General features: G+C 28.9%; 12 protein-coding genes. 1 reads left to right on the plus strand and 11 read right to left on the minus strand.

Annotation, left to right across the window (positions count from 1 at the left end; translation table 11 throughout):
• Positions 1-11: 11 nt before the first annotated feature.
• The 9 genes from ACSYT2_RS11825 to ACSYT2_RS11865 form a co-directional block, all read right to left on the minus strand.
• Positions 12-1352 (minus strand): TIGR03111 family XrtG-associated glycosyltransferase, encoded by a 1341-nt coding sequence (locus tag ACSYT2_RS11825; RefSeq protein WP_430855412.1) that lies wholly within the window; start codon positions 1350-1352, stop codon positions 12-14.
• Positions 1352-1939: an exosortase family protein XrtG gene (gene xrtG, locus ACSYT2_RS11830; protein ID WP_430855413.1), complete on the minus strand. Its 588-nt coding sequence runs from the start codon at positions 1937-1939 to the stop codon at positions 1352-1354. Before xrtG ends, ACSYT2_RS11825 begins: the two co-directional genes overlap by 1 nt.
• Entirely contained in the window at positions 1940-4456 is a 2517-nt protein-coding gene (locus ACSYT2_RS11835) for a 6-pyruvoyl-tetrahydropterin synthase-related protein (protein WP_438384827.1), read from the minus strand.
• Between the two features lie 22 nt (positions 4457-4478).
• Positions 4479-4835: a 6-carboxytetrahydropterin synthase gene (locus tag ACSYT2_RS11840; RefSeq protein ID WP_430855415.1), complete on the minus strand. Its 357-nt coding sequence runs from the start codon at positions 4833-4835 to the stop codon at positions 4479-4481.
• Between the two features lie 37 nt (positions 4836-4872).
• Positions 4873-6462: a glycosyltransferase-like membrane protein gene (locus tag ACSYT2_RS11845; RefSeq protein WP_438384828.1), complete on the minus strand. Its 1590-nt coding sequence runs from the start codon at positions 6460-6462 to the stop codon at positions 4873-4875.
• Between the two features lie 279 nt (positions 6463-6741).
• Positions 6742-7200, minus strand: coding sequence for a YdeI/OmpD-associated family protein (locus ACSYT2_RS11850; RefSeq protein WP_438384829.1), 459 nt, complete (start codon positions 7198-7200; stop codon positions 6742-6744).
• A gap of 105 nt (positions 7201-7305) precedes the next feature.
• Positions 7306-7686: a RidA family protein gene (locus ACSYT2_RS11855; protein WP_430855418.1), complete on the minus strand. Its 381-nt coding sequence runs from the start codon at positions 7684-7686 to the stop codon at positions 7306-7308.
• 27 nt (positions 7687-7713) lie between these two features.
• Positions 7714-8934 carry a threonine ammonia-lyase gene (gene ilvA, locus ACSYT2_RS11860; protein ID WP_438384830.1) on the minus strand — a complete coding sequence of 407 codons (1221 nt, stop codon included), beginning with the start codon at positions 8932-8934 and terminating at the stop codon, positions 7714-7716.
• Between the two features lie 133 nt (positions 8935-9067).
• Positions 9068-10420 (minus strand): FAD-binding oxidoreductase, encoded by a 1353-nt coding sequence (locus ACSYT2_RS11865; protein WP_430855420.1) that lies wholly within the window; start codon positions 10418-10420, stop codon positions 9068-9070.
• A 234-nt stretch (positions 10421-10654) separates the two neighbouring features.
• On the opposite strand from ACSYT2_RS11865, the gene ACSYT2_RS11870 reads away from it, so the two are divergent.
• Positions 10655-10798, plus strand: coding sequence for a hypothetical protein (locus ACSYT2_RS11870; RefSeq protein WP_430855421.1), 144 nt, complete (start codon positions 10655-10657; stop codon positions 10796-10798).
• Between the two features lie 36 nt (positions 10799-10834).
• Here the strand turns inward: ACSYT2_RS11870 and ACSYT2_RS11875 are convergent, their stop codons facing one another.
• The gene (locus ACSYT2_RS11875; protein WP_438384831.1) at positions 10835-12064 is read right to left on the minus strand and encodes a leucine-rich repeat domain-containing protein; all 1230 of its coding nucleotides are present in this window, start codon (positions 12062-12064) and stop codon (positions 10835-10837) included.
• Positions 12065-12253: 189 nt separating this feature from the next.
• Positions 12254-14491, minus strand: coding sequence for an ATP-dependent Clp protease ATP-binding subunit ClpA (gene clpA, locus ACSYT2_RS11880; RefSeq protein WP_438384832.1), 2238 nt, complete (start codon positions 14489-14491; stop codon positions 12254-12256).
• Positions 14492-14493 lie beyond the last annotated feature (2 nt).

Here is a 14493-nt window from a genome sequence, read left to right on the forward strand (position 1 = left end):
CCCTGTTAATTCTATTTTCCATTATTAACCCAATGTTTTACTTTTCTATAAAGCTGAGTCCTATCTTTTACACTCCCTTTTATAATCTCCTTCTCTTGTTCAAAGGTTTTCGCATTCCATGAATTACCACTTTCTGCCGCATTCAATATTCCCGCTGCTCTCATAAAAAATACAAGCATTCTATAGATAGGTAATATTAAAAGAATATATAAGTTTTTATTCATGTATTTCTTAGTTTCTATTTGGTCTTTTAAATACAACCTACCTACAAAATACTGAATAGTAGAATTAGAAAAATAAACAATATACATAATTATATTTGCTCCCAAAATCAATTCTAATGGATAATCCATAAATACTAAGTAAAACATTGCAAAGTACCATATTAATCTAGGAAAAACTAATGTATGATCTTTAAGCATATTATAATTAAGAACGTTAAATATCCCTTTTTTCTTAGTTCGAGCCCAGAAAAGTGTAGATACTTCTATTTCCCCTCTCTGCCATCTTTGCCTTTGTATATATAGTTTGTCTAAATCATCTATAGGATCTACAAAGAAAAATGCATCCTCACAAAGCACAACCTTTCCATTAAGAAATTCTCTAATTTGTGATGTCATATGTGTATCCTCGCCAAGAGTCTCACCATTATATAGTTGTGTTTTTAAAACAGCATCTTTTCTAAAAGCTGAACATGCTCCAGCTAATGTAAACATAGTATTAGTTTGAGATTGAAATCCTCTTCCTACCAAAAAAGCTTCACAGTATTCAAAAAGCTCACATTTTTGAAATATTCTTTTTGATATTGATTTAGTTTTTTCTATATCTTTATAATTTGTAAGAATAACTCCAGTCATTGCAATTATCTCATCGTCATTTTCGAATTTATAAACCATATTATGTATAGCATTCTTATCTAACATACCATCAGAATCAATATTTATAATATATTTTCCCTCTGCCATATATAAGCCTTTATTAAGTGCTTTAGCTTTTCCTTGTGAGGAATCGAGCCACCAAAGCCTTAAGGATGTATATCTCTCCTGTAATTCACAATAAATATCATATGAATTATCTTTAGAGCCATTATCAATAAGTAAGACCTGAATATTTTTTATTGGATACTCTTGTTTAGTTATTGACTCAATACATGTCCTTAAAGTCTTTTCAGAGTTATATACTGGAACTAATATAGTTACATATGGGCAGTACTCTAATTTATTTTCTTTTTCCTTTTTTAAATATCTAATAAAAACAGTAATTACTGATAATATTCCTGAGAATATATCTACTAATATAGGGATTACAAGCCATACACCCCAAAAAGTGAATCCTTCTAGAACTTTCTCCATTACTTTATTTCACCAACCTTTTGTTTTGACAACTGGCTTTTAGTAAATACTTTATAATAAAGAATTATAGTCAATACAAAAAATAGGATTCTAGCTATAACTAAATGGGAAACATCAAAAGCTTCCTTCCCAAAAGTTTTTACCATAAACACTATAAAAAGAATTCTAATAATGTTAGCAACAACTAAATATAAATTACCTACTATTAAAACTATAATCTTCTTTCCAATTGTTACAAAAGGGAAAAATATAACTAGTGCAGTATATACCAATAATTCTATAACACCAGAACATTGGTAGTTAATTGACATACTTATTACTCCTCCACCCTTTGGCTCTATCATCATAATTCCATATGTCCTAAGAACTTCAAACCACTCTGTATTTTTACTTATTAAATCTAGAATATAAGTAAGAGAGTCAACAAGCATTTTTTCTAAAGGTCCCATGAAAAACACCATTGCTATAGTAAAAAAACCTATACTACCCACAAAGAATTTAAAGAAATCCATCTTCAAATTTCTAAATAGTACTATTGCTAAGCACCAAAGTGCTATAACTAAAATAAATACAAACCCTCTTGCCAACTAACTTCCCCTACTTTCATTATCTAAATATCTTTTCAGTCTTCCTTTTTGCGTTGATCTAATAATTACCAACAAGGAAATAATTGCTACAATTGATAATACTTGCCCTACCCATTCATTAGGATATCCTATCTCAATAAGCACTTCATTTTCATTTATTACTACCAAATTATTAAATCTGCTAAAATCACCCTTTATAGCTCTAAAAGTATCTAAACATGCTAAGGAAGTTACAACTCCACTTTCCTCTGATGTTATCATAATTCTTTTATCAGATTCAAAGTTAATATCTACCTTTACCACCTGTCGTTTAGGTAGTACATTCGCTTCCTTGTTTAACAAGTCTTCTAGAATATTAATTGCTACTTTATCCTTTGTCATAGTTGCATAATAAGGTAAGTTCAGTCCTAAGAATACTAAATTTTCATTATAATAACTGAGATAATCTAATACTTTTGTTTCAATTACACTATAGCTATCTATATTTTCTTCCTTTGCCCCAATAATATACTCACATCTAAAATCATACAATTCCTCTGGAAAATCCCCTAATTCTACTTTATTTCCTTTATAATAAATATCACCATAACTCTTTTTTAAATCAATTAACTGAGGAACTACTCCGAGAAATCCTGATTCATCCATACCTCTAATATCAAGAACAACCCGTACTCCATATTCAGATAAATCTTTCACTAACTTTTCTGCATTATTTTTATTTCGATATTTAAATCCTGATAAAAATATACTTTTATAACCTTTTAGTTCATCAAAATTATAGTCATCAATATATGTACTATCACCAATGGTGAAATCAGGAAAATTATAAATTATGTTACTTGCATACTCACCTATCCCTATAGCATCAAATGTTACCTTCGTTCCAAATCCCTGTTCTATAGGATATTTATAAATAATGTCCTTTTCATCCTCATATCTTTTTTCATATCCTACTTTATCAGCCCAGTAATCTAAATCATTAAAATCCTTTATAAATGACTTCTTAATAACTAATGTATCCGCACCAAGTTCTAAACTTCTATCAAACATAGTTGCAAAATAATTGTTTTCTAGGGATGTATTTATATTTATTATGTTGCTGGCAGTTTCTGCACCATGCCACTCCCATCCGAATATTTGTTCTATAATATTTTTATCATTAATATAACTTATGTAATAGCTTGGAAATGATCCATAGTCAGATGCATCTAATATTCCTATTCTTTGAACCGCCATTTCACTTGCAATCTCTATTGAGTTACTAATGTCCTCCGGAAATTCTCTATTTACTCCTAATCCTTCAAAGCTCATCATAGAATCTAGTGAAATAATAAAGCAGATTAGCAAAAGTAGTGATTTTCTTAAATTTTTCCAAAATAATAATGCGGCAAAGACCAACGCAATTGCAATCCCAGTAATTTTGATTATAAACATAAATTGACTAATAGGTATCTCTTTTAGTACTGGTAATAAAACTTTATGAGTTCCTATTAATATTAATATTGATGTTATAAATAATCCTCTTACTCTATTTCCTTTATAGGAAAATATTATTCCAAATATACTTATAAAAACAAAGCTTAAACCAAAATAATATACCTCAATATTACTAAATCTTAATAAGGGATTTAAAGACTGTGAAAATATATATGTTGATCTATCCATCACTTGAGATACTTCACTTTTACTCATATTAAGTAGGCCACCTTTGATGGCAGGAATCAACCAAAAACTAGTAACCAAAACTCCTAATACTACTATTCCTAATAAAACAAAATTCTTTCTTACTTTCTTGTTTCTTATTGCATCAATAATATTAAAAGTAAAAAGAAATAATAATATCATAATTGCCAAAGAAGCATTTGTAAGTGTTATCACTGCTATTAATAATGCCAATAAGAAGTAGTTCCTTACCCTATTCTCTTTCATTGCATAATAATATACTAGAAATAAATATGGAATTAACATATTTATAATAGTAAGAGGTAAATTTCCTTCTGCAAATAGCACTCTTAAGTTATTTGGAATAAAGAACCACATAATACCTAAGAATAATCCTAACTTCTGCCTTTCACTATGATATCCCCATAAAAGAAATCCAAAGCCTCCTACTATAAATACAAATACTATAAATACATTAAATGTAATAAATATATTATTAGTAAATAAATTAATAAAAGCTATAAGATAGTATGTAATAGGCTCACTATATCTGAAAATCTGTACACCATTATACCAAGCTGAATTAAAGTTATTAAATATATTTCCTTCTCTAAAAGTATCATAAAGAATATTGCCTTTAAATAAATGTCCAAAAGTATCAGATCCCCAAGGATATGTACCAGATTTATTTATATTTATTATAGTAATTATAGACGCTATAAGCAAAATAATTGCACAGTACATCAATTGTATTCTCTTAGCTTTTTGAATACTTCTTCTTTCTTCAAGAGCAACTTTTCTATTTAGTTTTTCTTCTTTTTCTATTGCATCTTCTTCTTTTATTAATATAGCCACCCTCTACCTCCTAGCCTTAGTACTACTTTTTTATGATATAAGTTCTAGTAGGATTTTCACTGATTTCTAATTGACTTAAAACTAAACTATTACTATTAAGAGAACTATTAATATCATTAAATATCTTTTTACCTATGTTTTCCATAGTTGGGTAGGATTCTTTGAAATATACTAAATCATTTAAGTACTTTCCTTCATACTCTTTAAAATAATCTTCAAAAAACTTTTCAATTTTGGAGAAGTTAATGAAATTATTGGAATTAACATTGATATATATGACTGTTTCCCAAGTATGTGGATGTATATTTGACTTTACACCATCAAAATTTACTGAGTGTCTTGCATTAATATAAAATTTAAATTTGTAAATATGCTGCATACATACCTCCATAATTATTAGTTTTGTTTATAATTTTCTAATCCCCTATAACTTCAATGTACTTACGATATACTTGTTCAAATCCAAAAGTAGCTAGCAACATAAAAAATGGTAAATGATTAATTAAATATCTTGATCTACCTTCAAAGAATAATAGAAATAATACAATCCCCGTCAGTGTTAATCTAATAATAAAAGTACTTTCATTATTATCCCCTTTATTTCTTATAAAAATGGGGTAAATAATTAGAAATAATATAAGTAACCAGGGTCCTTGAAGTATGTTCGCTAATGTGTAATAGTCTTCCCCAGTTGGTAGAAAAATATCTTGTAACTTTTCACTCATCCTTCCTGTAGAATATGGCTCCCCTCGCATAAAGTTCCCTTCACCACCATAATAGAAAGTCCCATCTGATAATATCCAGCAAGCTTTGTTAAACAAAAATTTAATATATCCACTAACCCCAAATTCCTCAAGTCTATTTTTTATCACTTCTAAATTCCCTTCAACTTTTGCTTCCTTTGTTGGTAAACTGATAGTATATTTAATATCTTCCTCACTATAAGCACCATATATAGTTCCTCTATTCTCTACATATACACTTTGCATTCCCATCATAATAAAGTGAGTAAAAGGTACTTCTTTATCCTCTCTATCATCAAGGTTATATCCATTAACTACTACGTTACTTGTAAATTTGTTATATACTACCTTGGTAAAAAGAAATCCAAATCCTATTAATAATATAAAGGCTATAAGGCTAATTACTTTCCTTTTTTCCTTAATACTATAAATTATTTCACTTATTACTATTGCAATAATAACTATTATTGCTGTTGGCTTTATCTGATATCCTATTACTGCTATAATACCAATTAATAATAGTAATAATATTTTTTTAAACTTATTTTTTGATGCCTTTTGAACTAAATAGATATAAAAAATAAGTATTGGAAATAGCATACTTAATGTATCACTATATGGAATTACTATCCAAGGCGAAAATGCAAATAATACTAAAAATAAAGAATATATTATAACTATAGATTCTTTCCTAAAGATCTTTTTACAAACTAAAAGTGATAACAACATAGAAAGATCTACAAAAATAATATTAACTACAACTAGAAGAAATCTATAATCCAAAAAATTAAATATCAATGACAACTTGTATAGTTTGCTATATATTAACATGATAAATATATTATTTGGGTATAACATGAAATAATTTTGATCGAAGGCTTTCTGATCTGAGACAAGATTAGCAGCATGATCTATTACTCCACCAACATCCCATCCTGGATTAAAGTATATAGATTTAGCAAGTATTATTTGAATTAAAAACATAATTGCAAATATTATTAGAAATGTTATATTTGTATGTGACTTTATCCATAAAAGCTTGTTCTTATTTTTATTTATAATATAATATACAATTAATAATATCCCTAAAATCGTTCCACCTATATAGGTGGATCTTATCATCCTAAAATGAACAAGATCATTAGTATTGAAAAATAAAACATTTATGTATATACATGAGAAAAATACTAGGAATATAATAGTAAATATAGTTATCAATCTTCCTATTCCTTTTTTCTCTTTAAGGCTAAAATGCTTACTCATTTATAACATTTCCCTCCATGACAATTATACTTTTAATTATACAAATAATTACCTTTTAATTGCTTTTTCATCATTCTATACTATATATCCTATTCTCTATGGAACCAATAGTCAAGGCATTACTAGAACTTAGCAGATTTTACTATTTATTATATTTACATTAATTTTTCAATTAAACTTACTTGTTACATCATCCTATAAAAACACTTATATATTTAAATAAAAAAGATCTACATCAAAATAACTTTTGATACAGATCTTTTATAATCAACTAATATTTCACCTTAATTTTTCTTTGTTTTTTAACATCTCAAATGTGCTTTCTATGCGTTTCTTTCGTGTTTCTTCCTTTTTCGCTGACTCTATCCAATTAGAATACTTCTTCTTATTTGAGAATGATAAGCTGTTCCAGAAATCATATACTTCACTATATGATTTAATTTTTTCCTCAATATCCTTTGGAAGTTTTATTACCCTCTCATCTTCATCTTTCTCAATAGTGACTACTATATCATCACCTATATCTTTATTCATCTTACTTCTGATTTCCTTTGTAACACCAATTATATGACATTCTGTTCCCATTCTAACAATTGATCCTCTATACTCAACTCCATCAAATGTTGCTTTTACCTTAACTCTCTTTCCTCCAAGCACTTCTTCAACATTAAAGGGTATTTCTATATATGCTCCACCTTTTTCTGGGACTTCCTTAAGCTTACCAATAAATTTCTCCATCTACTGACTCTCCTTCTGCTAAAAGTATTAAATTAAAGGAGGATAGATTTAATCTATCCTCCTTAACTAATATAAATATCTAATTATATTTCTATACACTATATTCTACTCAATAATACCTATTGCTTCAATCTCTACTAATGCATCCATAGGTAACTTTGCAACTTGTACACAACTTCTTGCCGGTGGGTTATTCTTAAAGTATTCCGCATATACTTCATTTACTAATGCAAAATCATCCATACTTTTTATATAAACACAGGTCTTAACCACACTATCCAATGAACTTCCACCTGCTTCTAAAATAGCCTTTACATTTTCTATGGATTGCTTTGTAGCTTCCTTTATCTCAGTGCACAAAACTCCAGTTTCAGGATTTAAAGGAATTTGACCTGAGGTATATATTAAATTTCCTACCCTTTGTCCTTGTGAGTATGGCCCTATAGCTTTAGGAGCTTTTTCTGTTACTATAACTTCTTTTTTCATATATAACTCTCCTTTATTGATATTGTTTTATTGATATATCATCTTAGATTTTATTAACTTGGGATCATATCCATTATCTTTAAGAGCCTGGATTATAGACTCTTTATGTTCATGCCCAAAAGTCTCCATAGTAATATCAAGTTCAACTGCACTCTTTCTGTTAATGTTCACAAATTGATTATGATCTAACTTTATAATATTCCCTTGAGAATCTGCAATAACCTTAGATACATTTGTTAATTCTCCCGGTTTATCTGGCAATAATACGGATATAGTACAAATACGTTCCCTTTCAATTAGTCCATGTTGTACTAATGATGCAAAGGTTATTACATCCATATTTCCACCACTTATAATAGAAACAACCTTTTTGCCAGTAACATTCAGATGTTTAAGTGCTGCAATAGTTAATAGACCTGAATTTTCTGCTAACATCTTATGATTCTCTAACATATCTAAAAAGGCTCCTATTAATTCATGATCCTCTATTGAAATGATATCATCAATATTTTCCTGAATATATGGGAAAATTTTTGATCCTGGTGTCTTAACAGCTGTACCATCTGCTATGGTGTCTATATAATTTAAAGTTATAACTTCTCCAACCTTTAAAGATTCTTGCATACAGTTTGCCCCAGCTGGTTCTACACCTATAACCTTTATATTAGGATTTATTAACTTAACTAATGTAGAAACACCAGCTACTAATCCCCCTCCACCAATTGGTACTAAAATAATATCAACTGTAGGAAGTTCCTTTATTATCTCCATGGCAATTGATCCTTGCCCAGTTGCTACATCTAAATCATCAAAGGGATGGATAAATGTATACCCCTTTTCTTCTGCAAGCTTTAAAGCATAGTTACATGCCTCATCATATACATCTCCATATAATATAACTTCTGCCCCATATGATTTAGTACGGTTTACTTTTATAAGTGGAGTTGTAGTTGGCATAACTATAACTGCCTTTGCATTATATACCTTTGCTGCATATGCTACCCCTTGTGCATGATTCCCAGCTGAAGCAGTTATTAATCCCTTACTTCTTTCTTCCTCTGTAAGGGTACTAATTTTATAGTAAGCCCCTCTAATTTTATAAGCCCCAGTTTTTTGCATGTTTTCAGGTTTTAAGTAAACCTTATTTCCAGTTAAATCTGAATAATAATCGCTATAAACTAATTTAGTCTTTAAGATTACATTCTGAACTGTTTCATACGCTTGTTCAAATTTTTCTAATGTCATCATTGTTTTTAACCCCTTTTTCTAGTGTATAATTGCTTTTGCTAAAGTTCAGTTAATTTTATGATATCATCTTGGTATTTTATGTCAAGTTTAACTTTACTGAGCTTTTCTGATATAAAAAAATAAAGAGAACCATCTAGGCTCTCTTTATTCCTTGAGGAAAATCAAATATATTTTCTGGGTCATACTTAGATTTTATCTCCCTAAGCCTTCCTATATCTTTATAATACTCTTCTTCATAATTATCTAATTCAGCTAATGGGAAATTTATAAAAGATCCATCTGTAACTTTTTTTATGTACTTAAATTTTTCTAACATCCATTTACTATTAATTTGTGAATATTTTGAATCCTCCCAAACTGATTGTAATGCCATTATAAATCTTGCATCTCTAAAGCTTACTGCCATAGCACTATTATCCTGATCAGAAACTGCTCCACCTAATCCATAGAATGAGATTGCTGTATATACGGCTCCTTCTGCTCTATTATCAACTAGATTTATAATCTGTTCAATTTCTTCTCTACTATAGTCTCTATAAACAAATCGTCCTGATGACTTATACTTTTCATAATCAGGATGACTGTCTTGAATAGCTCTATTGGCTTCTAAAACAGACATATATTCCAAAGAAATATCTATTTTGCTTACAGCATTTTTAAATGGCTCTAACAACTTCTTTGCTTCATAATTATCACCATAAAATAGCCCTGCCATCTTAATTCCTTTTCCTTTTTCTTTAGAATTATAAATTCCCATTTTCATATTCATACGTCTATCTAAATTTTTAAATTCTCTTTGCCATACTTGTACTAATTCTATTTTTTCTTCTATATCTATTTCATTGCAATCTATATTTATTAAAGTAGCATTTTCAGCTTTACTTGGTATCTTAAATGTCATAGAAACAATAACACCAAAATTACCGCCTCCTGCCCCTCTACATGCCCAAAATAAATCTTCATTTTTTCTTTCATTAGCTATTATAATATTACCTTTATAATCCACTAATTCTAATTCAACCAAACTGTCAGAAGCTAGTCCCAAAAACCTGCTAGAGTAACCCCAGCCACCACCTAGTGTTAATCCTACTACTCCTACTGTTGGACATCCGCCCCCTGGAAATGGATATTTTCTAGATCCCATAGCTTCATATAATTCTCTATTTCTAACTCCACCTTCTATTTTAACTAGACCATTTTCTTCATCTACATATATATTATTCATCTTACTAACATCAATAACAACTAGGTCATTACCTGTTGAATATCCTTCATAATGATGACATCCTGATCTTATCCTTATAGGAAGTGAATTTTCCTTTGCCCAAATTAATGCATTGATTACATCTTCATTATTATGACAATATACTATTACTAGTGGATACTTCTCAATTGCCCTATTCCACGCTTTTCTACTTTCTTCATACTGAAAGCTATCCCTTGTAATCACCTCCCCTGTTAAATTATTAAAATTAAAATTCATCATTAAATCCACCCTCTGCCATCAAATTCTATTAAAAATTTATATCTGCCTTTTAATTACTAATTAGATATTAACATATTTTTAATTGTAACTCATTATTGTATTTATACAATAACATTTAAAATCCTAGCTATTTTTTATAAACTTTTATAAATTAATATCTTTTATAATAACTTTTAAATAAAGTAAATGTTAAAATATATTATATCTATTAAATATTTTAAGGAGAGTTTATAAATGAATTTATATGATAATATAATATGTCCTATATGTGGAGATTTAATGGAGAAATATCTCTTTGATTATAATACTAATAATGATGAAAAAATAAACTTTAGTTGTCCTACTTGTGGTCATAAATTAACTAAGCTTTTAGAATAAAAGAGGATGGCTTGTCCATCCTCCCTTAGTTATAAACTATTTTTTCTTTTTTAGTAATAAAGTAGCTCCCCCTGCAATACTACCAACTGCAAACAAATTACTAATTGACCCCACATCTCCTGTTTTAACCAAATCATTGTTCTTTGAATCTCCTGCCTCATCCTTTTCTGTAATTGTTATATCAATATAATCCTTAGTTATTGCAGTAGTATTCTCTAATTCAGCAACAGCTAGCTTTAATCTCGCTTTATATTTCCCAGGGGTTAGATTCTTTAATTCTTCTAAACTAATAATTTTATCATCTAGTACTAATTCTATATCATGTCCACTATTAAGCATCTCTGTTTTTTCTTGATAACCCATCCCACTTTTATCAACTAAAAGTAAGCCCCTAAGCATATCTTGAGATACAGTATTTCCTTTAGTTATATTTAACTCACTAGAACTTAAAATAAGCTGTTTATTCTCATATACCCTAGGTATCAAATTCCTCCAACTATCAATTTGTACACCTGGTAATACTGGATTAGACGTAAACTGATTGTCCTTTATACTAAGCCACTTTAAATTTTTTAATTTACTTATATCATCTCCTAAATCAACTAGGTTACAGCTATCCAATGATAATCTTTCTAAACTATTTATATTAAATATTTTTTCTAACTGACCTGAAATATTTTTATTTCCATTTATAATCAGCTCTTTCAAAGAAGATAAACTTTTTATTTCTTCACTAATATTTGTTAAATTCTTGTTACTAATGATCAAACTTTTTAAATTACTTAAATTAGCTATATCCTTTGGTATTTCAGTTATCATATCATTATTACTTAAAATTAAGCTATGAAGGTTTTTTAATTTATATATTTCCTCCGGTATTTTTTCAAATTTATTCCCATGTATATATAATTGTTCAAGTCCTGTAAATTTTTCAATTATTTTAGGTAAGCCAGTTAATCCTTCATTAGCTAAATATATTCTTTTAATACCTTTAATTTCTTCAAAGGTTACCTCTTTTATATCTTCTACCCCTAACTCCTCGCATACATTCAATATCAAGGGTTTACATTCTTCCCAGTACTCATATGGTATTACCCCCGTCTCTTCTTCCTGAATAATGTCTTCAACATTTTTCACCTTAGCTTCTTCTTTTTGTACTACCCCTACTAACTCTTCTTTTGCACAAACAGCTTCTAATCCAACATTTGTTATTATAGTTGATGATACTACCAATGCCATTAATACTTTAATTAATTTTGCTTTCATTTTAATACTTACCCCTTTCAAGCCTCTAACTTATCATTTCATATATTATTATCATCCACAGTTATTTCCACTTTTTGTTAAGTTGTTGCCAACTTATTGCCAAACTATTATTTCAATCAATAAAAAAATTGCTAAGTTACTCTTAACTTAGCAATTCTTCAATATTCTTATATAAGCCCTTCTATTATCTCACTCTTCATTAATAACTATCTTTCCATCTATATAATCTACTTTGCACTTTCCACCCTTTTTTAATTTTCCAAATAGAATCTCATCAACAAGCAAGGACTTTATCTCTGTATTTATTACTCTACTAATCTCCCTAGCACCATATTCCTCACTAGTACCTTTTTCCTCAATAAAGTTTATACATGCCTTTGATGGTAATAATTCAATACCTTTAAATGCAAGCTTCTCACTTAATAACCTAAATTCTTTCTCTACAATCTTAGTAGCCATCTTTTTATCAAGACTATTAAAAATTACTGTTTTGCTTAGTCTATTTCTAAATTCAGGAGTAAATACTCTCTTTACTTCATCAGTTATTCCATCTTTGCTTATATTTCTTTCTCCAAATCCAATAAGGCTTTTTCCAACCTTACTTGCTCCAGCGTTTGATGTCATTATTAATATTACATTTCTAAAATCAGTTTTCTTACCTTGGTTATCTGTCAAAGTAGCATAATCCATAACCTGCAGCAAAATATTAAATATATCATTATGAGCTTTTTCTATTTCATCTAATAATAATACACAATGAGGATTCTTTTTTATTGCATCTGTTAACAATCCACCTTCTTCATATCCTACATATCCAGCTGGGGCACCAATTAACTTTGCTACTGTATGCTTTTCTACATATTCACTCATATCAAATCTTACTAATTCAATGTTAAGTATTGAAGCTAAGGATTTAGCTATCTCTGTCTTTCCAACCCCAGTAGGGCCTACAAAAAGCATACTAGCCACAGGCTTATTATCATCATTTAATCCTGCCCTTGAAAGTTTAACTGCATTAACGACTTCTTCAACAGCTTCATCTTGGCCAAATATTTTTGATTTAAGCTTTTTTTCAATAAGTGATAATTTTTTTACTTCATCAGTCTCTACAGTTTGTTTAGGAATATTACAAATTTTTGATAAAACCTCTTCTATTAACTTCTTATCTACTGTTTGAACTTTTTTATTTAAGGGATGCATCACCCTATATGCTCCAGCTTCATCAATTAAATCTATAGCCTTATCGGGCAAATATCTATCATTAATATATTTATCACTTAATATTACAGCATGTTCTATTGTACTTTTACTATACCTTACATTATGATACTCTTCATAATACTCCTTAAGACCATTAAGAATTTCTATAGTTTCTTCAATTGATGGTTCTTTAATATCTATATTTTGAAATCTTCTAATCAAACTTTTACTTTTTGTAAAATGTTTATTAAATTCCTCATAGGTAGTAGCCCCGATAAATCTTATTTTCCCCGAAGTTAAATATGGTTTTAGCATATTTGATACATCAAATGAACCTCCATTTATTGCACCTGCACCAACTATATTATGAATTTCATCTATATAAACAATAGGGTTTTCTACTGTAGATACTCCATCCATAACGCTTTTAAAGCGTTTCTCAAAATCCCCTCTATATTGGGTTCCTGCAAGCATTCCACCTAGGTCAATTGCAAATATTTTTGCGCCTCTTAATTTTCCAGGCACCTTACCTTCATTAATTAACTTTGCCAATCCATTTGTAATCGCAGTTTTTCCAACTCCAGCTTCCCCTATATGGATAGGATTATTTTTATATTTTCTACATAAAATTTGCATTGTTCTCTCAAGCTCTGGCTCCCTCCCTATAAGAGGATTTCCTTCATCTACTATGTCATTAATACATGTAACATATTGTTTCCAACTTAAATCAGTGTTATCTACACTACTTTTTTCAACACTTACTTCATTATTACCAATAGAAGCTGATTCCTTTTTATCTTCAAAATCAAGACCACACATCTCATATAATAAATTGGACCATTCTACCCCTTGTTGTAAGATATAATATGCTGCATAACTATCTTCTAAATTCATTATTCCATCTATTATGTGAGTAATCCCAACTAAATCATTTTCAGATGATACAGCTTTTATACTTCCATAAGATATAACCTCATTTAGTGCATAGCTTACTTTAGGATCTTCATCCTCTACTGTATCTAGATTTTCTTTTAAATACCTCTTTAAATCTTCCCTTAATTTATTAATATCACCATGGCATCTTTTAAAACTCTCTCTAAATCCATCATTAAAAGTAACCACATATAATAGATGCTCAGGTGTTACATATTCATGCTTTTCTTCCTTAGCAAAGCTTACTACTTTAATAAATATTTCTTCTAGAATATCTGAAAATCTTATTTCCATAT

This window comes from Clostridium zhoujianii, assembly GCF_051590805.1.
Taxonomy (GTDB): Bacteria; Bacillota; Clostridia; order Clostridiales; family Clostridiaceae; genus Clostridium.

Bases quoted from the DNA above. Each gene is read 5' to 3' on its own strand.
- ACSYT2_RS11850 (WP_438384829.1), bottom strand. From the start codon at position 7,200: ATGGAGAAATTTATTGGTAAGCTTAAGGAAGTCCCAGAAAAAGGTGGA.
- ACSYT2_RS11845 (WP_438384828.1), bottom strand. From the start codon at position 6,462: ATGAGTAAGCATTTTAGCCTTAAAGAGAAAAAAGGAATAGGAAGATTG.
- ACSYT2_RS11855 (WP_430855418.1), bottom strand. From the start codon at position 7,686: ATGAAAAAAGAAGTTATAGTAACAGAAAAAGCTCCTAAAGCTATAGGG.
- clpA (WP_438384832.1), bottom strand. From the start codon at position 14,491: ATGGAAATAAGATTTTCAGATATTCTAGAAGAAATATTTATTAAAGTA.
- ACSYT2_RS11840 (WP_430855415.1), bottom strand. From the start codon at position 4,835: ATGCAGCATATTTACAAATTTAAATTTTATATTAATGCAAGACACTCA.
- ACSYT2_RS11870 (WP_430855421.1), top strand. From the start codon at position 10,655: ATGAATTTATATGATAATATAATATGTCCTATATGTGGAGATTTAATG.
- ACSYT2_RS11825 (WP_430855412.1), bottom strand. From the start codon at position 1,352: ATGGAGAAAGTTCTAGAAGGATTCACTTTTTGGGGTGTATGGCTTGTA.
- ACSYT2_RS11875 (WP_438384831.1), bottom strand. From the start codon at position 12,064: ATGAAAGCAAAATTAATTAAAGTATTAATGGCATTGGTAGTATCATCA.
- ilvA (WP_438384830.1), bottom strand. From the start codon at position 8,934: ATGATGACATTAGAAAAATTTGAACAAGCGTATGAAACAGTTCAGAAT.
- ACSYT2_RS11865 (WP_430855420.1), bottom strand. From the start codon at position 10,420: ATGATGAATTTTAATTTTAATAATTTAACAGGGGAGGTGATTACAAGG.